Source organism: Clostridioides sp. ES-S-0001-03 (assembly GCF_020676075.1).
Taxonomy (GTDB): Bacteria; Bacillota; Clostridia; order Peptostreptococcales; family Peptostreptococcaceae; genus Clostridioides.
On sequence record NZ_JACVWJ010000006.1, the window covers coordinates 140878 to 162082 of the forward strand.

Consider the following 21205-nt stretch of genomic DNA (forward strand, 5'->3'; position numbering starts at 1 on the left):
TTAGATATTTCTATTTTTTCTTATTTTATTGTATTTCTGTTGTATCAATAAGTATTTTTTAGACTCTAAAACTTGAAGTGACTCTTTTGCCATTTTTAGATAATCTGAGATAGTTTTTATATCATCATTTTTCAATTTTTTATTTGATAATTCTATTGTCAAACTATTAGGATTAAATTTTTGACAGTAGCCTACAAAATATATTAGTTTTTTTATACTCTCTTTATAACTATAAAGTTCTATTACATCACCAAGTCCTAATATGCCATCCCAATGTTGCCTGCCATTATCTAAAATTCTATCTAAAAAATTTATTATATCTATCGACCATTCACTTGTTGGCTTACATTTTAATTCTAAAATTCTTTCACCAGCTTTTATTAAATCTTCAACTTTAATAAAAGCTGAATTAGTATATGTATCATAATACACAAACTCTTTCAGCTCTTCTAATAATTCATCATTAAATATTAATTTTCCATCTTCATCTGTTGCAGTTTCACGCTTACAAAGTAAATTTACATTATCTATACTTTTTCTTAGATTTTCAATTTCTTCTTCTAAATTTCTTACAGCAACTTCTAGTATTACTTTTTCATCATTTTTTTTAGTTATCTCTGCTATAATTCTAGCTAAATTAATATCATCTTTTGATGCTTCATATGCTCTCTTTTCACCTTGTAAACCTGTTATAAATGCATAAACAAGTTGTAATTCATTTTTTTTATCTGTCAATTCATTGCTTTTACTACTTTTTAAATCTGCTAATTCTCTCCATTGTGCTTTTCTTTTTTTTACCATTTCTTCATATACATTTATTGCTTTCATTAGTTCTGAACTCATTTCTCCATTTTCTATAAAGTAAGAATAATTTTCAATGTAGGGATACCCTGTTTCAGTAGCATCTATTATGTCCATTTCTTCATTTCCTTCAAGTTTCAACCTTGTTACTATATCATTTGTATTCAAAGTTTTTTCAATAGATTTTATGTAATTATCCTCTGTTAATGTTATTTTTACTTCATCTCCAAAACTATCTATATTATATAAATTAACTAGTTTATTGAAGGTATCAAATTCAATAACACAATTAAATTCTTCTTTTATATTTTTTGTAATAAAGTCATACCAATTCGTGCTTACACTTTCTTGCCATCTGATTTTTTCTTGTTTACTTCCATCTTCTAATACATCATATGCTATATCTTCATCTACATGACCTAGCTGCCATCCTGTTTCATTTTTCATGTAATCATTCAATGAAAATATTTCGTTTTCTTCCTCTGCTGTAAATAGCTGTATATTTATATTTTCTATGTTTATATCTACTTTTGATAATTTAATTTCTCTTGAATATGCTTTAACTACTTTACTTTTATAATTATCTTCTTTTATTTCTTTTATAACAAAATACTCTTTATTATTAATACATATAAATCTTTCGTTTTTAGTCATATCATATATAATATTTATTTTTCTTTTCAATGTATCTCTATCAAAAACATATTTTGGTATTGTAAATTCTAACTCGTCAATACCATCAATTTTCCTAGTCAGAGAATTTAAACAATATCTTGGTATTTGTCCAATTATATTTTTATTAACTTTATGTAGTGTTATATTATAATCTTTTTTAATTTCTTTTAAATTAATTTTCTCTCTTAAAATAAGTATCACCTCATTATTGATTAAGTTAAAACAGGATATTTTGACTTTATTGTTAGTTTACAATTACCTATAATTTTTAATTTATTTTCTCCTATTTTTAATCTTAACCAATTTCTATTACATTTTTCAAATCTACTTTTACCTTCTGTATTAATTACTGTACAATATAAATTATCTATTGTTACTTTTTCATTTTTTTCTATCCCTGCAATTTCAAATTGTCCATCTTCTATACTAGTATTTTTTATTATATTTACAGTAGATTCATCCCCTAGATTAGTTATTTCAAATATAGGCATATAATCTTCTTGCATATTACTTTTATTATTTATAATTATTTTTCTTTCAATATTTTCTTTTATTGTAATTGATTTAACATCTGATTTATAAGCAAAATTTGTAAACGGCTGGAATGTAACTTCAAGATAACCTTCCATATTATCAGTAAATTTTTTTGTTATTTTAGTTACTCTTACATAATAAGTAAGTTCAACATTATCTTCACTGATAAATTCTACAAAATCATCTGTTTTAATCCATGTGTAGATTTCTTCTATATCATAATCAGACCACATTTTAGGGACATAATTTTCATCTACTAAGCATATTTTTAATACTATTTCATTAGTATCTTTTTCCCCTTTAAAGAAAGTTGGATTATCATTATAGCTTTTTACTTTTTCTATTGTTTCAGAGTACACAAATCCATAGTCATTAAATATATCATTATTTGATTCTGTAATTAAAATTACACTCATTGAATCACTAGTTCTTTTATTTAAAATAAATTTTTCTGAAATAAACAATTTTTATCTCCTTTTTTATTTAACAATTTCTTTTGCAAAATCATTTAGTGCTTCTTTTATAGTTTTATCAATAATTTTTTGTAAATCTGGTATGGAATCTTTTGTAGCATTTTCTATCACAATCAGTGGTTTACTAGGATTAAAAATAATTTGATTATTATTAGTAGTATTATTGTTTAGCATGCGACTAGTCGGTTGACTATATCTTTGAGAATTATAGTCTAAAGATTTTAAATTTGTATTAAATTCTTTTACTCCTAATTTTTCATTTATTTCTGCTATATTTTCCATTTTTTCAAGAGCTTCATCCAGTTTGTCTAGCCATTCAGTTTTTATTTTATCACCTGCGATAGTTAGACCATCTTGGTATTTGTTTATAAATTCAATCATGGTATCCTGTAAATCTTTTACATTACCATCTATATCTGTAAAAATTCCACTATCCAATACCTTTTTTACTATCTCCGCAAGCTTTGTATCAGAAAATTTTTCTTCAAGATTTTTGACTGTTTCTTCTGCTTCATTTTCTAATCTTTCGCTTTCTTTGTCAAACATATTATTTACTTGTTTATCAAGATTATCTTGTACTAATTTTTCTAGCTTTTTCTGCTCTTCTTGCAATTTTTTTTCTAAATCTTGTACTCTTTTTTGACCAGATAAACTTGTATCTTTTCTAGCTTTTTCTAAGTCTTTTTCTATTTTTGCAATAGCATCTTTTTGCTCTTTTTCATCATTCTTATAATTCATTTCTTCTCTTGCATCATTATAAGCTTTTTTCTCTTTATTAAGAGCATCTGTTCTTTTCTTTAATTCTTCCTGAACCTCCCATGACTGAAGTCACAGGGTTCCTGCTTCATAGAATTTCGCATACTAAAATATGTCTTACCAATTCTCCACAGGCTATCCCCGTAGTTCCTACGGTTCTTACATACGTTATCTATTTTAAACTGTTATTAGTCTTAATCCTTCTTTTAGTATATTTATACTCGCATTTATGTCTCTATCGTGAGTTACATTACAACAAGGACAAATCCATTCTCTTATATTTAAATTCTTTATTTCCTCGTTTTTATACCCACATTTATTACATATTTGTGAACTTGCAAAGAATTTACCTACCTTTACAATTTGTCTACCATACCAATTAGCTTTATATTCTAATTGGCGAACAAATTCTGACCATGACACATCAGAAATTAAGCGAGATAGTTTACGATTTCTAGCCATATTCTTTACTTGTAAATCTTCTATGCAAATAATATCATTCTCTTTTATTAATTTAGTAGATAGTTTTTGTAGAAAATCCTTTCGACTATTAGCTATATGTTCTTGAAGTCTTGCAACTTTTAATCTTGCTTTATTTCTATTTGAACTACCAATTGTTTTTCTTGATAATTCTCTTTGTAATTTAGCAAGTTTGTTTAATGACTTTAGAAGATACTTAGGATTTTCTATAAATTGTCCACAACTTGAGATACAAAATTCTTTAATTCCTAAATCTAAACCGATCTGATTATTAGTATTTTCAAATGCTTCAATATCTATATCAGTACAACATAATGATACATAATATTTACCACTTGGTTCTTTGGATATAGTAGCATTAAGTATTCTCCCTTGAGGTACTTGTTTATCCCTTACTTTAACCATACCAAGTTTAGGTAATTTTATATATTGACCAAGGTACATAATATTTCCATTTGTAAAATTCGTTTTATATGAAAATCTATTAGTTTTCTTTGATTTAAATTTAGGAAATCCTGCATTTTCTTTAAAGAATTTTTTATATGCGTTTTCTAAATCTTTTAAGGTGTTTTGTAGTGAAAATTTATCAGGCTCTTTAAGCCACTCTAATTCTTTTTTTAAATGGGTCAAATCAGAACTACACTGTTTATAAGTAAAAGTTTCTTTATCGTTTTCATAAACTTCTATTCTTTTAGCAAGATATTTATTATATACAAATCTACAACATCCAAAAGTTTTGTTAATTAACTCTTGCTGTTTTTTATTTGGATACATTCTAAACTTATAAGCTTTTTCCACTACTATCACCTCACTTTACTTGTTTTTATTAATATATTTCGTTACTCATCATAACATTAACATATATAATTTACTTAAAACAAGTATTTTGAAGGTTTTTATATTTATTTTTAAATAACATATATAAGAACCATAAGCCCTTAACTTTTATCATTTTTGAGGTTGTCGTTCACACAAGTTCGCTACTACCTATGCAGTTCTCTTATGAACTTCTTACACTTTCATGTAAGCACAGACTATATCTTATCCTTCGGCATTATCCGTTAAGGTCTACCCACTTCCACTACCAATAACTTGTAGTGTACTTCCCTCAAGAGGAATAGTCGTTGAAGTTTCTCCTATTCGGAGTTTACCTGCTGATTGCCCATTTTAAAGTACTTAGGGTTTAACCTTATACCATCTAACCAATTTTTTCTACTTTCGTAACTTTCACACTTAGGTTTATTTCATCCTTATGTTTTAGTTTGGTTAGCTTTAGGGATTTCCAGCAATTCAAGTAGTATTGGATAGGTTCTATCCTATCTCTACATATAAGTTTCCCTATATGCTGACTATTTTAGCTACTAACTCATGACTAAAGTCACAAGTGTGCGTAGCTATTTTTCAATCAATTAATTTTTTTCTTTCTTCAACTTGCTTTTTATATATGTCTGTTATTTCTTTTTCTACATCTGTGATAGTGTTTAATTGTTCTTCATATAGCTTTTTTTGTTCTTCTTTTAAATCTGCTATTGCTCCAGTTATTCCTTCAAGCTCTCGTTGTGCAGATGGTATTTTTTCTAATAATAAATCTAAATATCCTTTTGCAAGTTCTTCCGCTTCTTCAAAATCTTTGTTTTCTTCTTTCAACTTTTGTAATTGTTGTATATAATTAGAAATATCTCCATTGTCTCTAAATTCAAATCCTAATTTTTGTAGCTTGCCTTTAAGCTGATTTTGAACTTGTTTCATGTACTCAGTTGTTTCAGTTAATTCTTTATTATACTTTTTTTGTAACTCTATTTTTTTCTTAATTATTTCTTCTTTTTCTTCTGTAGATGCATTTTTTAATTTTACATCTAACATATCTAATTCATTTTTCACTTGCTGAACATCTTTGTACATAGATGTCCATGTCGATTCCATGAATAATTTTTCTTGCTCTCTTTTTACATTTTTTATACTTTGTTCATTCTCTTTAATCTTTTGATTAAGTTCATTCCACTGACCTATGCATTCTGGTAAACTGGTTAAAGTAACCTTTATATATTCATCATAAAGTTTTTGTATTTCTTCCAGACTATTCTTTTCTTTTTCAGCTTTTTTTTGCAATGAATCACTATTCTTATCTTTTGCTTTTTCAGCTTTTTCTTCTAAGTCTGCAACTATTTTCTTTTTCTTTAATATTTCCTCTTCATAATTTGTTGAATTTCCGTCACTATTAAATTTTAGTCCTTTTTGTTCAAGTGCAGATTTATAATAATTTTTTTGTCTTATTAATTTATCTTCTAAATCTTTTTGTACCTCTGCCTGCTCTTTGTACAATTCATTTTGTTTTTGTAGATATTTTATTTTATCTGCATCAGTTGCATTTTCTGCTAACTTATCTAGTCTAGTTAATTCATTATTTATTTTTTGTAGTCTATTTTCTAATTCTTGCAATAAATTAACATCATATTTTAATGCTTCTGCTATATCTTTCCCAGTTATTGCAATTGTTGTTGAATTAGTAAATCCCCTCAATTGAGGTATTATATTTTCTCTTGTAGCTGGCATTGGCGAATCATTTAATAATGCAGGTGCAGGTATCGCTTTTTCTATTAGTAATGATGCAGGTTTCCCAGTCTCATTTTTTTCTGTTTTTTCTGTTGTTGTAACATTCTTATTAACTTGTACATTTGCTGTCATTGATGTTGTAAATGACCTTGCGTAACTAGCCTTATATGAATCTATCTTACGCATCAAGCCCGATATATTTTTAGCTGCTTGTGCTGTTTCTGCTCTAAATGTTGTTGTTATAGTTTTTCCACCATATTTACTTTTGTAACTAGCTACTTTTTTATCTAAACCAGTAACATTTTTAGCTGCTTGTGCTGTTTCTGTTTTAAATACTAATTGTTTAACTTTTACTTTACTAAATTGATTTATCTTTGTTATTAACCCACTTACATTTTTAGCTGCTTGTGCCGTCTTTGCTGTTATACTTATTTCATATTTACCACTTCCTACTTCTTTTGCTTTAGTTGCTAATTGATTCAGTTGTTCAGCTGTACCTTCGACCCCTTTAGCTTCTACCGTCTGTATATGCTTCTTTCCATCATTTTTTGATGCTTCTTCATTTGTTTTTTTAACATCCTCTTCACTTTTTTCAGCACCTTCAACTTTCATTTTTTGCGTAGAGGTCTGACCTTTATTTTTATCTACTTCTTGATTAGTACCCTCAGCTTTTTCTTTACTTTCCTCAGCACCTTCAACTTTCATTTTTTGCGTAGAGGTTTGACCTTTATTTTTGTTAGTTTCTTTATTGGTTTCTTTTGCTTTTTCTAAACCTTCTATTTTTATATTATATTTCTGTGCAATTTCTGGATTATCTTTTAAATATTTAATTATATCATCATAATTTTTTGCTTTATTAATCGCTTCTGTATTATCTAATATAAATTTCGTTCTAACATCTTCTGGTATTTTATCAAATATTTCTCCAACTAGTTTAACTTTATCAGAATTTATATCTCCATTTTCAATTGCAACATTAATTTTAGCTGATACTTTATCTTGTGCAAATTTATCTTTTATTTTTTGTTCAACATCATCTGTTTTGACATTTGATGTGTCAATTTCACCTTCTGTAATTTCTAAATCTTCTGTTACTTTTACTTTGTCACCTTTGAACAGCTTATCTGCTTCTGCCTGTAAATTATCAAAGTTAGGATTTTCTTGTTGTAGTTCAAATAATAAATCTGCTGTAAATTTTATAACTTCTTTTGAATTAGTTATATTTCCATTTGCATCTTTTTTTATTAAGCTATTTACAAAATTTCTAACATCTTCTGGTATGTTCTGGTCATTAGTAAAATCAATAACAGTCTGTATGTCTACCTCTTCTTTTCCTGTTATCTGTAGACCTTCAAGAGCAGCATTTAATGCTTCATATTGTTGTTGTACTGCAACAGCTAAACTGTCACCAGCTTCTAATTGTTGTCTAGTTCTATTAAACTTTTTAAGAAAAACATCTGTTGAATCACTAGTTTTTAAAAATTCTTTATCTAAAGTAGTTAATAAGCTTACCCAGTCGCTGGCTTTTGTTCCTGTTTTATTAGCAATTGTTTTAGCCAAATCTTGCATTTTTTTATTATAAGAATTTAAATTTCCATCTTTAGCTAATGCATCATTAGCTCCTTCAATTTCTTTTTTTACATCAGATAAATTTATTTTCCCAGCTGAGGCTGACTTAAACAATTTATTCATAGCATTTTCTGCATTAGATAATTGTTCTTGTGTCTTTATTCCACTAAAATCTAAAATACCTTTTAGGTCATCAAACTGTTTTTTAGCATCATTATTTTCGCTAGACTTAAAACTACTACTAGACTTTACAGTAGCAAATACACCTTCTTCAACTTCTTGTGCTACTTTCTTAGCTTCTTCTAAACTTCTTTCATTCTCTTTTTGTGCATCTTGTGTTAATTTTTCTCTTTTTCTTAAATGTTCATTATATTTTTGTATATATTTTTCTCTGTCTTTGCCTTCTGAATTTCTTATTTTACCACGTAGAATTACACCATCTTTTTCTAACTTTGCAATATCATCATTGTACTTTTTTTGTATGGTTATAATTTTTTCGCCGTCTGTTTGGTATGAATCTGCTGCCTTTCCTGTAAGCTTGTTACCATCCTTACCTCTTTTACCAGACTGCTTATCAACAGCAATTTCAGCATTGTCCATTTTATCAAAATTTATAAGACGTTCTTTTTTCTCTATTGCTCTATCTAATTCAGAACATAATTCTGTGGCTGAACCCTTCATTTTTAGTATCGGATTGCCTTCTTCATCATATCCAGATACTAATTCTGGCATTATTTCAGCGATTTCTTTAGTTAATGTTTTCAGTCTTTCAGCTTCTTCTGAACTTAGTTTCGATTTACCTTTTAACTTGTCATATTCTTGAGCTATATATCCAATTTTTTGTCGTGATTCTTCATAACTTTTCTTTTCTCTATCTAATGTTTCAATATTCTTTTTTCTTTGTTCATATGCTTTGCCATCTGCAACACTATAGTCATGCAAGGCTTTTGTAGCTAATACAATCCCACCTGCTGCTAACAGTGCAAAAGCACCTTGTAGAGTAAATAATTTCGGAATTAAAGCTCCAACCTTTGCTGCTAATTTCCCAAAACCACTAGCTCCTAATGCTGTTGTAGCTTTCTTAATGTTCCCCATCAGATTAGTTAAATGACTACTAACAATTATAAGTTGACCAAAAATCATTAAAACAGGTGCAAGTGCTACAGCTATAGCTGCCATTTTGACTATGTTTTGTTGCGAAGATTCTCCAAGATTAGTAAACCAATTAGCTAACTCAGTAATTTTTTGTATGAGACTTGCTAAAACTGGTTCCATTGCTTTAAATGCTTTTATTCCAGCACCTTCTAAAGCTGATTTCATATTTATAATTGAACCACCTAGATTATCTTTCATAGTTGTAGCAACTTCCATCAATGCACCTTTAGAATTTTTCAAACTTTTTTCTAAATCGTCATATTCATCATTTACACCTGCCAGCAACTTCATTAATGTATCATATTGTGTCTTACCACCTATCATAGTTGCAAAACGTGTTCTTTCTTCTTCTGTTAATTTTGTTGTTTCATCAGATGTTACACCTAGTGCATTACTCATTTCTTTTAAAACTTTAACTGTATCTTTTTGTTTGCCCTCTGAATCAAATAAAGATATATTTAATGCATCTAACGCTTTTCCTGCTCGTCCATTTTCTCCTATTATATTTGAAAATACACTTATTAACGCATTTCCAGCTTCACTTGCTTTTGTTCCTCTATTAGCTAATATTCCAATTAATGCTCCAGACTGTTCCAATGGCATATTCAGATTTTTAAATATACCCCCTGCAACAACATATGCTTCTAGCATTTGTTGCATATTAGTATTAGATTTTCTTTGTGCTTGTGCTGTTATATCTAAATATTTAGTAAAATCTTGACTTGCAATTCCAGCACTTGCCATACTATCTGTAACCAAATCAGAACATAATGCTAAGTCCATACCACCAGCTTCTGCCGCCCTTAGAACAGGTTCTATCCTTGACAAAGATGTTTCTACATCCCAACCAGCAAGGCTTAAATATGTTAAACCATCCGCTGCTTGTGCTGCTGAAAATGAAGTTCTAGCTCCAAGGTCTTGTGCCTTTTCTTGTAGTTTTTGAAATGAAACACTACTTTTATCTGCAATTCCTGCTGTTGCTTGTAGTTTAGACATGCTTGTATCAAAGTTAACGCCTGCTTTTGCTGCTGCTATCCCTAACATCCCGAGTGGCATAGATACATACATACCTAGACTCATTCCAACGCTTTTCAAGTTTTGTCCAGCCGTTAGTAACGAACGGCTTAACGTTGTGAAAGGCATTTGTCTAAGTTGTGCTGATAATCTTGTTATATTTGCACTAGTCTGGTTGAGTTCTGCTTGATAACCATTCAAAGCAGTTTCAGCTTGTTTTATTTCTATTTCTTGTTTATTATAAGCATCTTTTAATCTATATAATTCTTGTGTGAGTTGTTGTGCTTCATGTGAATTTTTACCATAATACGCTGCTACTTGGCTTAAAATACTTTCAGTTTTCCTAATCTCAGCACCAAGTTGTGCATGTTTTTGTTTATTTTGATTTAATTCATTATTTAATTTGTTAAATTCAGCTTGATATATTGCTAATCTAGCTTTATTTGATTGTATTTTACTTCCCAGCTGATTCATTTCATTTCCAAGTCTTTGAAAATATGACCCACTTTGTGCAAGCTCTGCCCCAAGTCGATTAAACTCTGATTCTGTTAATCTCGCTTGACTATTCAATCTACTCAGTTTTTGGTCAATAGTTAATGTTTTATTTCCAAGTTCTTGAAATTTTTGACCTGTTTGTGTTAATTCTGTTCTGAGTCTACTAATTGTACTTTTAGTTTGGTTTATATTACTTCCTAATCTACTTAACTTTTCAGCGTTTTTTTGTACAAGTTGAGCTTGTTTTTTCCATTCATTAGAATTTTTACCTAGTGTGCTTTCTAAACTATCCAGCTTGGCTTTTTGTGTGGTTAAAGTAGATTGCAAACTTTTATACTGATTTTTTTGACTCTCTAACTTTTTATTATACAAATCAATCTGTTTTGTAAGCTTTTGCATCTTAGCACCAAGACCATTGAAGCTATTTTCAAATTGTTTATTACCTTGTGCTGCTGTTTTAAATTCTCTATCTAAATTACCTATTTCTTTATTTATTGCACTGATTTGTTTAGTAAAGTTATTTGCTTCTAATGCTAATGTGACCGATAGCTTCTCTATCTCCTCTGACATTTAACCACCACCTTTTTTACATAAATTCTGTAGAATTAACAATCTCAACATTCTTTTTTTCTTTATCTACACCTTTGAATTTTCCATGTGCATCAAGTTGTGAAAATAATTTTTTTGGTGTAGTTTTTAAAAAATCTCGAACTGGTCTTTTTAATACTGTAGTCCACAAATATTCTAAGTACTCAAAGTCTCAATCATCTTGTTTTTCTTCTATATCCTCAATTTCATCTTCACCATTATTTTTTTCTTTTGCTGGCATAGCTTTATCAAGTAACAAATTTAAATATTCATGTATTTTGGGCATTTCTCTAAACTTTAAATTTGTTATTATATCTTCTCTATTCAATTGTTTGTGACACCTTAATATAGACTGTATAATTAATTCATTTACCACCATAAAATCGCCTTTACCAACCCATTTCAAAACTTCTGGTACTGTCATAAAATCATTTCTTAACTTGAAAAAATGCTGTGTTTCTGCTATTGCTCCCATGTCCAACCTAGCATCATACACAACACTTTCTTCATTTAACTTAATTGTTATCTTATCATCTATCATATTTTTACCTTTCTGGAATTTGTATTTTTTTGAACCACTTATCTAAAATTTCTTTTTCTCCATTTTTTGTGTCCATTGAAAAAAAAGTTAATTTCAACTTCTTGTCAACAAACACATTAAAATTTAATTCTCTTTTACTACTACTTCTTTTTGCTGTATCTGTTTCAGCTAAAATACTATCTATATCAAAAATAACATTATATATACAGTAATAAATAATTGCTCCATCACGTCTTTTTCTTGTAAATAGTAATCTTAAATTGTTTGGTTTTATACTATCTTCAACAACTATTCCATTTTTATATCTTTTAAAATTCCAGATTAATTCTTCTTCATCTGCTGTTAATCCCAATAAATTCAATTTCCCTGTGCCAGTTACTTTACCATAAAAAATTATGTTTTCATTTCCACCACATTTCATAATTTTGTAAGATTGTTTTAATTCTATACTTACAGAAATTCCACCTAATATTTTTCTAGGAACAGAATTTTCATCTATTTCACATAAATGTATGTTATCAAAACCATGTATAATTTTTTCTTTATAATTATAACTCATTTTTTTCACCTTTAATTAAATATAGAGGGCTTATAAGCCCTCCATATTATTTTTATGATTCTGGAGTATTCTCTACTGTTTTTTTTGGAACTTGAACTGTTTTATACCAATTTTCAATCATTTCTTGACTTACATTTTTATCTTTTGTGTCTACTGTGTAATAAAAATAGTTCTTATCATCAACACTCGTTATAGCTGGCAATGAAGTAAATTCTAATTCAACAGTTTCTTTTTCTTTCTTTTCTTCTACTGTAGTTGCATTAATTCCAGCTGGTTTAAATTGTGCATTATATATTACACTTAATATTTTCCCACCATCTCTTTTTTGCTGTTCAAATAAAATCGCTAGGTTAGGTACTTGCATATTAGTAGATAGTCCCCAACCTCCAGACATATTATCTCCACCATAAATTAGTGCTTTTTCATCCATTAATAATCCTAAAACTGTCACTTTCCCAGAACCATTTGAGACAGTCATATCGTTATCAACCGCCATATCATCTGCATAAGTTATATCTTCGCTTATCTCATATGATGATTCTACTTTTTTCCCTCCTAGTATAGGCACTGGAACAGCAAAAGTTCCATCATCATTTACTTTTGCAACATGTATGTTTTTAAGACCAGATATTATTTTACTTTTATAATTTTTTTCTGCATTTGGCATATCCTATTACCTTCTTCCTTTTTTTATTTTTGCATAAAAAATGTGTCCAATTTGGACACCTCAACAATTTTATTATTATTCATCTTTTTCATATAAAAAGTCGAATGTTTTACCATAAAATTCGCCTTCTTTTCTATCTGCTACTGATTTAAGATAAAAACCATTTTTTTTCATTTCATTCTTTATATCTTCATACAAAGTAATATCACTAGGTCTTTTATACCAAAATGACATTTGTATGCTATATGTAGTAGCTATATAATCATCATCATACAAATTTTGGTCAAGTCTATTTTCATTGTAAATAGAAAAAATAACATACTTATCTTTCTTGCAATTAGCTTCTAAATAATAACAATCTATATTCATACCTTTCATTATTTTACAAATCAATTCATTTAGCATTTTTTACTCCACATTTAACCTTTTAATGATTCTCTAAGTATTTCTTTTATTTTTGTACTAGCTTCTCCTATTTTCATATTCCAAGCCCTTCGCATCCAGCTAGTTCCCGCCATCTTAGTAGTTCCATATTCTTGATAATATCCATAAGTGGCAGCTCTATCTTGATTATGTGCTATACCTATATTTACTTTTTTATTAGCACCAGAGCCTTTTTTATCAAAAGTACCCAAACTTTGCAACAGATTCCCTGTTAAAACAGATACAGTCTCTTTCTGACCATTTAGAAGCACCTCTGAACCTTCACCTAATGCTTTGTCCACTACTTCATTACTTACTTTTTTCTCTAAGTTTTCTAATTTCTGTTGTAATGTTGAAAAACCGTTCCATTCCATACTCATTTTATTCACATCCTACTAAGATACAAGTTTACATTTAAAATCAACAAACGTATGTTTATTTTCAAAATCAGAAATATAAATTATATCATAATTTTTATTTTTATATTTAATTCTATATTTTTTAGTACTTTCTGCGTCTTCTATTATAAACTTTACTTTTTCTGAATATCTTATAGTAAAAGTTACTATATTTTCGCTAGATGTAGCTTTTGCAGATATATATTCTTTACCACTTATAGCTTTAAAATCTGACCAACAGTTGTAATACACTTGCCAATCTTCAAGTGGGAATCCCATTTCATCTGTATCATTCTCAGAAATTTTTTCTATAGTTATTCTACATTCTAACATTTTCTTCTGCTCTCTTTTCTAATTGCAATTGATTTATTATAGGGGTTATACCATATACAATTTCTGAATTTTTATTACTTACTATACCTCTATTATCATAAAAATGTAAAACTAGTTTCTTTATAGCTAAAAAATATAATTTATTTTCATAATCTTTTCTAACTCCTGCATTTTTCAAATATTCTTCGCAAGCTTCTTTCAATTCTCTTATTTCCTGTTCTGAACAATCATCTAGCCTACAATATAATTTTATAGAATCTAGTATTTCACTTTCTTCCAACATGCCCACCTACTTTACTTCTTGTGTTTTTTTCATGCTTCTAGCTTTTAACATCTTAGTAACTTCTGGCTGACCTTCTCCTTCTGGAAGGTCTGGTCTAGGGTGTATTGCTTTTTACTGTCGCTAGTCTAAAAGCAGATTTCATTTTAATTTTATGGTCTAAATATGCAGTTAAAACAAAGCTTTCTATACCAGTTTTAACATTTTTATCTCTATCATAATACATTTCTAAATCATAATTGAAATGAGAATATCTAAAATCTCCTACTACTGGTATTGTAGCTAAATCGCAATAAATTACTGGTGCTCCTAATACTAGTTCTGGTTGAGTTGTATACAAGCTTGAGTTTCCATTAGCTAAATTCTTGATTATTTTAAAATAATCAATTTTTCTCATAACAATACTAGCATTTTCTGAATAATCGTCTTCTAAATCTGCAAGACAACTTATTATCGACTCGAACATTGTGTCTTCCTCTATTGCTTTTATTAGAAATGGGTTTCCACTTTCTGTTGATTTTTTATAAAAAGAGGCTTCTGTTGGATTACTTATTTCAAAAGCTACCTTTTTTTCTTTTTTAGCTAAACCACTTTGTAAACCTGCATCCACAACTTGAACTAAATTTGTTTCTGTGCCTTTTAGAATTGTTTCTGTTATATCGCAAAAAACTTTAAATTTATTTCTACCAAAAGATACATTCGCTCCATCTGCTTTTAATTCTTTCGCTGATGCTGTATCTGAATCTAAGTAATCATCATCATCTAAAGAGAATGTAATTTTGGGTATTTCTAAATTAGTTATATTTGTCATTGTTGAAATTCCTCGCAATGGATTTTTTGCCAGTGGTTCATATAACAATTCATTTGTCATTGTAACAGGGAGCATTTTATTACCTCCTCCAAGTGCTTCCCCATCCCCAAGTACATTTTTTATCTCTTTTGTTACTTCTTTGCCAGCCATTACATTTCTTATCAATTCTGCTTTTGCTTTTATTTTCTTGTCTTTTTCATTGTTACCAAGATTTTTATTTTTATTTTGAACAGCAATTTTTTGAGCTTCTTTTTCATCTATTTCTTTTATTTTATTTTTTATACCTTCGAATCTTTCTTCCAAATCTCTTACCGCAGTTTCTTGTTCCTTCCTTTCTGGTGCTGTTGTTTTTACATCCATATACATATTTGCTAATTTATCACTTTCAGTTTTTAATTGGGCTTTTACCCCTTCTTTCATCTGTTGTAACTTAAATCTATTCATTTCCATTATAAAATCACTCCTTATTTTGTTTTATTTTTTATTCTTTCTATTAATAATTTAGTTTCTTTACTCATGACTGGTAACATTGAATTATTATTAATCTCATTTATTTGATTCGGTATATTTCTGTACTTATTAAAATAGTCAGAAGAACATGCGACTGTATTTACAGTTCCTTCTAATTCTATTTCAAAATATCTAGCTGCTTCTTCTCCAGTTAACCAAGTTTCATTATTTATTAAATCATTTATTTCTTCTTCTTTAATATTTGATTTTGCTTTTGTCATATATACATTTAAAATTGATTTCTGACATGTGTCTAGTACCTCAATTTCTTTTTTAAAATCATCTGCATTACCTCCACACCAACTCAAAGGTTTATGTATCATTAATAATGCATTTTCTGGCATAACAATACGATTACCAGCCATGGCAATTACACTCGCTATACTTGCTGCTAATCCATCTATATATGTAGTTATATTTGCATTGTATCTTTTTAATTGATTATATATAGCAAGTCCAGCGAACGCAGACCCACCACCAGAATTTACATGTACATTTATATTTTTTACTCCTTCTAATTCTTCTAAAAACTTACTGACATCACTAGGACATTTATCATCTTCATACCATTCACTTAACCAGCTTTCAGAAACAATATCACCATAAAAAAATAATTCTGCACTATTCTCATTTTGATTTTTTATCTCTATGCTTCCAACATTCTTTAAATCATTAGATTGTGAATCTTTATTTTTTAATTCTAATATTTTATTTTTCATTTAATCACCTCCCCTCAAGTTATTTTTATTAGACAATAGTAAATGTAAATCTTTAATTTTTATTAAATCTCTACTTACCATCAAATCATCACCACCTTGTTTTGGAGGTCTATCTTCTAGTTCTCGTATTTCGTTAGGTGTTAATCCTCCACACCTAACCATTTTTTGGTAAAACTCGCCACGAGTTTTCATATCTGCTCTAGCAAATCCGCTTAAATTGAATTTGATTTCATATCTATTTCTATCAATAGTAGTTAAGCATTTTTTATTAAATTCTTGTTCATACATTCGTACAATTGGTAATATTGTATCAACTAAGTACTCTAAGTCTGCCTGTTCAGAACTTGAATATGTTTGTTTCCCAGCATATAACTTGTGTGCTGGCATGGTAAAAACTCTTGCCACCCTACTTACAGTTATTTCTTCAACTTCAAAAATTTTAGGGTCGATAAAAGATTTATTTTTTAACTCTTCAAGTGATTTCCCATTGTCTAAATATATAATTCCTTTGTCCATGTAGCTTTTAATCATTTCATGATATTCAGTTAATTTTTCTTTACTTAAATTACCAGAAATTTTGAAAGCATATTTAGCATCTATATTATTAGAAAGTTGTGCTAAGCTTAATTCTTTTACTTCTCTATCATAATTCAAAGTATTTTTTAAGACACCAATTGGACTTATTCCACGTTCTGAACCTTCTTTTATATGATTAACAGATATTATATGACTATTATGAAAATAGTTATCTCCATCTTTTGTCGATATTCTATACCATAATTCTTTTGTGTCTGTATCAAGAATAGGTGTTACAAAATCAGAATCTAATACCCAAATATCAGTTATGTTATCATAATAATCATATTCTTTGATTGCATAAGCACTGCCTTTTGTATTTCTTATCACTTCCATTAACCTTATAAATTCAAACATGGTATCATTTTTGTTAAATCCATCTCTAAGCATACCAGCAATATAATGTTCGCTTGGTTTAACTTTTTCATAGCCATCCCTAAGACTAATCGGAACACTAGCAATTGAATTAGCTAACATTGTAATTGCTGCAAATATAGTTTCATTACTTGCCAGAGTATCATTGCAAAATGAAAATGGACTACTTTTATTTTTTTGCCCTATTTTTATGCTTGGTGTTCCGAATCTTAGATTCCTTAACCAGTTCATTATTCCCACTTTTTCTTATTCTCCTTTAATTAATCTGGTACATATGCAATATCTGCATTTTGTTTTACATCTTCAAAGTACATTTTCCAACCATCAATAATCGAATCTATTGGGTCTATTCTATTTTCTTGTTCTAATTTATCAACTTTTATTTCTCCAAAACTGTTTTTTGTTGTAGTTGCATTTATAGCACTCCATTTAAACAACTTATTTTTTCTATTATATAAAACTTGACCTGCTTTCATAGATAGTTTAAAGTCTACTGTTGCATCATTTAGTGACCTAGCACTTTGCGGTACATCTATCAAATCGCAACCTAGAAAATCTAAGTCTGATATAAAAGCACTTGCGTTGTGGTTATCATATGCACATTTTATTACATTTATTTCATATTCTGTTAATATATCTTCTAAATGTTTTATTATAAATTTATAGTCTGTTTTAATAGCAAAAGCTCCTGTAGTTAGCGTTAAAAGCCCTTCATTAATCCACATTCGGTACGGTGCTTCATCTGTTTGTTCATGTTCGATAATTCTTAGTTCTGGCATAAATGAATGACTATAAATATAAACTTTTCCATCTTCAATAGGGAATATTAATGCTATAGAAGTTAAATCTCCACCACTTGACAAATCTATACCTAAATAACATTCTTTACCTCTCATATCTTCAAGAGTTAAGTCACACGCACACGTTTCAAGCCAGTTTGCATCAAGATACCTTCCATCTTTGTAAGTTACCCATATATTTAACCATTTTGTCATGAAGTCCATTAAGTCGCTTCCACCTTTTTCTTTAGCTTCTAATGCAACCTCACTCATTTTAGCAACTTCGTGCATGTTTATAGTATCATCTTCATTTAAAAGTAATAATGGATTAGATTTTACCCAGTTATGATAATCCCAAATATCATCTTCTTTGTCCATTTCAGCAATATATATAAATAAACTTTCTTTTTCAATAGTCCCAGATAATACTTTTTTACAAAAAGAATAATGTTCATAGCAAAAACTATTTAAATCAAACCCTGCTGTAGTTATTGCTAATATCAAAGCATTATTAACCTTTCTTTGCCCACCTTGTAAAAGCTTATAAACTTGGTTTGTTCTATGAGCATGTAGTTCATCTGGTATCGCTAATATAGAACGGAATCCATCTAAACTTTTTGTATCACGTCCAATAGGCTTTATTATTGTTCCTGTTGCTCCTGCTGTTATCTCATAGTCAGAACGTTTTATTTTATACATTTCATTTAAATCGTCATCAGCCAGTATAAATTTTTCTACTTCTTCCCATACTATTTTAGCTTGCTCCATCTTAGTTGCTGCACAAATAATTTTTCCTTTTTTATATGTTGAGAAATTGCTTGTTTTTATACTTTTAGCACCAGATAGAAAAGACTTACTATTTTGACGTGCCAATTGGATATATGCTTCTCTAAATCTTACATAACCAGTCTTTTTTTCAACCCAGCCTTCTAAGCTACCTAAGATAAAATCTTGAAACCCTCTAGTTTTTAAAGTTTGTACTTCGTCACCTTCCAGAATAGTAAGTTCATTGTAAAGGTCAAGTGCTTCCTCTGATGCTTCAACATCCCATTTATATTTAAATTCTTTTGTTTTACTTCTTTTCAAATCTTCTAAATGTCTTTTACATGCTAGAATAACACTTTCACCAGCTATTATTTTTTTAGCAACTACTTTTTTTGCATATTCTGTTACTCTATCCTTTTTTCTTTTTGCCATTATGTTCCTACTTTTATGAATTTAGCAAATTTATTTTCTTTTTGTTTTTCATTTTCCGGAACAACTAACTTTAATCTGTCTGTAGTTGCTAAGCCTAATTTAGTAGAACATTTTAATATCAATTCAGCATATTTAAATTTCGCGGTTACGTAAGGACTTATTTTTTCTGTATCTTTTCCAGAAACAACATGACCTGTTTTTTCTATATACTCTTTCAATTTAATATAATTACTATATGCATCACTGTACATTAAAACCATTGCTAGGTCTAAGTTATCCCACAAGTCAATTTTTCCAGCTTCTTCTACTACTCTTGAAAACTCTTTATATGCTAAAATATCACTATTTAAATGCTCTGGAACTGTTACTAAATCATCTCTATCAAGTTTTATTTGTTTTTCTACATTTTGCCGAGTCTGTTTTTCTTTTTTAGTTAAATGTTTTTTAGTTGTAGATGTCATTTGTTTTTTTCTTCCCATTTTTACACCTCCAATCTTTTTAAATTTGTGCAAAAAAATAATAGCTATCAGCTATTTTCTAAAAATGATTTACTTTCTTGCAAGACATCCTGCATATTTTTTTACAAAAAAATCTTAAAAAGGGAAAAGCTCTGTATATATATACCCCTGTTCGCTGTCCCAATCCCCTTTTCTTTTTTTCATAGGTAGGGGGGATAGCCTTATTCATTATATATTTTATGAAGTCTCAATATCTCTTTTAATTTTGATTGAGTTTCTTTCTTTGTTATCTCATTTTTCTCATATAATGTATGTATTTTTTTATGTGTTTTAGATGATAATGGTACAAGATTATTTTCTTCTAATGAAAGTTCTTCATCTTCTGACAACTCAATGATATGATGCACTGTATTAGCTATAGTTATTTTTTTATTAATATAATAATCCCACAAATCTAAATATATATTTTTTTCTAATATATACTCTCTGGTTTCTCTCCATTCTTTTCCATTGTAGAATTTATCTCTTTCTTTATTTCTATTCTTAGAATTATATACTTTATTGCTCTGTTTCCTACTTTTAATATGTTTTTTAGCACACTCACTACATGCCTTTTCACTATAATCTATTGTCTTACCACACTTGCATATTTTTTTAAGCTTCATATACTTCACTTGGTTCTTCTCTTAATAATTCTTCTATGTGTTTTTCTATGTCTTTCATTTCACAGTCTGTATTAAGATATTTATTACACACTTCTTTTAATGTATTTACATATGCAATCATTTCAGTAAAAACTTTTTCTCTTTCAGACTTTGTTGTTCTATCTGTAAATCCACTCTGTTCTTCATAAATAAGTTCTTTATATAATTCTTTCAGTTCTTTTAATGTTTCATCTTCATAATATATAATATATTTTTCTTTACACTTTCTACATATAAAATATTTTATTTCTATATCTCCAATAGTTTCTGTTCTTACATCTTTATAAGCTACTTTAAATTTATTATTGCATTTATCACATACTATTCTTCTCATTTGTTTGCTCCTCTCCTAGTGCTGATAGATAGTCCAGTTTCTCACAAATAGTTTCAAGTACTTTTTCATATCTTTTTACTAACCTTTCTTGTTTCTTAGTTTCTTCTTCTGCCAAACTTTTTATTTCATCTTCTAGCTTCATGTTTTTATCAAATAATTTTGCTAAGTCTCTAAATGTATCTCTCATTTTAATCTTTAATTCCCTACTATCATCCATATACTTTCACCTCTTATTTATATTAAATCAATTAATTCTTTTATCTTTTTATATACATCCTTATAGTCCATATCTTCATTTATTAATTTATCCAGCTTCATTGTTATAACTCTTTCTAACGCTTGTATATCAAATAGTTCTCCTTGTTTTAATTCATCTCTTTTAATACCTTTTGGTATACTTAATTTCTTTCTAACCAATTCTGTGAAATGTTTCTGAAACTCCTACGCC

Annotated in this window: 22 protein-coding genes; all 22 read right to left on the reverse strand. The window is 28.5% G+C overall.

Translation table 11 applies throughout. The features are described from left to right. The 22 genes from IC174_RS13800 to IC174_RS13905 all read right to left on the reverse strand — a co-directional run bounded on the left by IC174_RS13800 (window position 1) and on the right by IC174_RS13905 (window position 21174). Entirely contained in the window at window positions 1-1677 is a 1677-nt protein-coding gene (locus IC174_RS13800; RefSeq protein WP_227483166.1) for a phage tail protein, read from the reverse strand. An 11-nt stretch (window positions 1678-1688) separates the two neighbouring features. Next, window positions 1689-2474 carry a phage tail domain-containing protein gene (locus IC174_RS13805; protein WP_227483167.1) on the reverse strand — a complete coding sequence of 262 codons (786 nt, stop codon included), beginning with the start codon at window positions 2472-2474 and terminating at the stop codon, window positions 1689-1691. A 15-nt stretch (window positions 2475-2489) separates the two neighbouring features. Continuing rightward, window positions 2490-3221, reverse strand: a complete 732-nt coding sequence (locus tag IC174_RS13810; RefSeq protein WP_227483168.1) for a hypothetical protein — start codon at window positions 3219-3221, stop codon at window positions 2490-2492. A 195-nt stretch (window positions 3222-3416) separates the two neighbouring features. Further along, a complete protein-coding gene (gene tnpB / locus IC174_RS13815) occupies window positions 3417-4526 on the reverse strand; it encodes an IS200/IS605 family element RNA-guided endonuclease TnpB (protein WP_227483169.1) in 1110 nt (369 codons plus the stop codon). A 594-nt stretch (window positions 4527-5120) separates the two neighbouring features. Further along, window positions 5121-11075: a phage tail tape measure protein gene (locus tag IC174_RS13820; RefSeq protein WP_227483170.1), complete on the reverse strand. Its 5955-nt coding sequence runs from the start codon at window positions 11073-11075 to the stop codon at window positions 5121-5123. Between the two features lie 16 nt (window positions 11076-11091). Further along, a complete protein-coding gene (locus IC174_RS13825) occupies window positions 11092-11244 on the reverse strand; it encodes a hypothetical protein (RefSeq protein ID WP_021382702.1) in 153 nt (50 codons plus the stop codon). A 21-nt stretch (window positions 11245-11265) separates the two neighbouring features. After that, window positions 11266-11634 carry a hypothetical protein gene (locus tag IC174_RS13830; protein WP_227483171.1) on the reverse strand — a complete coding sequence of 123 codons (369 nt, stop codon included), beginning with the start codon at window positions 11632-11634 and terminating at the stop codon, window positions 11266-11268. A gap of 4 nt (window positions 11635-11638) precedes the next feature. Further along, entirely contained in the window at window positions 11639-12193 is a 555-nt protein-coding gene (locus IC174_RS13835; RefSeq protein WP_227483172.1) for a major tail protein, read from the reverse strand. A 52-nt stretch (window positions 12194-12245) separates the two neighbouring features. Continuing rightward, complete coding sequence (locus IC174_RS13840) at window positions 12246-12860, reverse strand: major tail protein (protein ID WP_021382699.1); 615 nt, start codon at window positions 12858-12860, stop codon at window positions 12246-12248. 75 nt (window positions 12861-12935) lie between these two features. Then, the gene (locus IC174_RS13845; protein ID WP_227483173.1) at window positions 12936-13265 is read right to left on the reverse strand and encodes a hypothetical protein; all 330 of its coding nucleotides are present in this window, start codon (window positions 13263-13265) and stop codon (window positions 12936-12938) included. Between the two features lie 14 nt (window positions 13266-13279). Beyond that, window positions 13280-13663, reverse strand: a complete 384-nt coding sequence (locus IC174_RS13850; protein ID WP_227483174.1) for an HK97-gp10 family putative phage morphogenesis protein — start codon at window positions 13661-13663, stop codon at window positions 13280-13282. Between the two features lie 15 nt (window positions 13664-13678). Further along, complete coding sequence (locus tag IC174_RS13855) at window positions 13679-14014, reverse strand: phage head closure protein (protein WP_227483175.1); 336 nt, start codon at window positions 14012-14014, stop codon at window positions 13679-13681. Further along, window positions 14001-14294, reverse strand: a complete 294-nt coding sequence (locus tag IC174_RS13860) for a head-tail connector protein (protein WP_227483176.1) — start codon at window positions 14292-14294, stop codon at window positions 14001-14003. The genes IC174_RS13855 and IC174_RS13860 overlap by 14 nt, the downstream gene beginning before the upstream one ends. Before the next feature lie 97 nt (window positions 14295-14391). After that, entirely contained in the window at window positions 14392-15555 is a 1164-nt protein-coding gene (locus IC174_RS13865) for a phage major capsid protein (RefSeq protein ID WP_227483177.1), read from the reverse strand. A 14-nt stretch (window positions 15556-15569) separates the two neighbouring features. Beyond that, complete coding sequence (locus IC174_RS13870; RefSeq protein ID WP_227483178.1) at window positions 15570-16334, reverse strand: head maturation protease, ClpP-related; 765 nt, start codon at window positions 16332-16334, stop codon at window positions 15570-15572. Next, window positions 16335-17516 (reverse strand): phage portal protein, encoded by a 1182-nt coding sequence (locus tag IC174_RS13875; RefSeq protein WP_227483264.1) that lies wholly within the window; start codon window positions 17514-17516, stop codon window positions 16335-16337. Window positions 17517-17545: 29 nt separating this feature from the next. After that, complete coding sequence (locus tag IC174_RS13880) at window positions 17546-19261, reverse strand: terminase TerL endonuclease subunit (protein ID WP_227483179.1); 1716 nt, start codon at window positions 19259-19261, stop codon at window positions 17546-17548. Further along, window positions 19261-19740, reverse strand: coding sequence for a phage terminase small subunit P27 family (locus tag IC174_RS13885; protein WP_227483180.1), 480 nt, complete (start codon window positions 19738-19740; stop codon window positions 19261-19263). Before IC174_RS13885 ends, IC174_RS13880 begins: the two co-directional genes overlap by 1 nt. 200 nt (window positions 19741-19940) lie before the next feature. Continuing rightward, the gene (locus IC174_RS13890) at window positions 19941-20384 is read right to left on the reverse strand and encodes an HNH endonuclease (RefSeq protein ID WP_413927194.1); all 444 of its coding nucleotides are present in this window, start codon (window positions 20382-20384) and stop codon (window positions 19941-19943) included. Further along, entirely contained in the window at window positions 20374-20757 is a 384-nt protein-coding gene (locus IC174_RS13895) for a hypothetical protein (RefSeq protein ID WP_227483182.1), read from the reverse strand. The genes IC174_RS13890 and IC174_RS13895 overlap by 11 nt, the downstream gene beginning before the upstream one ends. Beyond that, window positions 20738-20974 carry a hypothetical protein gene (locus tag IC174_RS13900; RefSeq protein ID WP_227483183.1) on the reverse strand — a complete coding sequence of 79 codons (237 nt, stop codon included), beginning with the start codon at window positions 20972-20974 and terminating at the stop codon, window positions 20738-20740. Before IC174_RS13900 ends, IC174_RS13895 begins: the two co-directional genes overlap by 20 nt. 17 nt (window positions 20975-20991) lie before the next feature. Beyond that, window positions 20992-21174, reverse strand: coding sequence for a hypothetical protein (locus IC174_RS13905; RefSeq protein ID WP_227483184.1), 183 nt, complete (start codon window positions 21172-21174; stop codon window positions 20992-20994). Window positions 21175-21205: the final 31 nt, after the last annotated feature.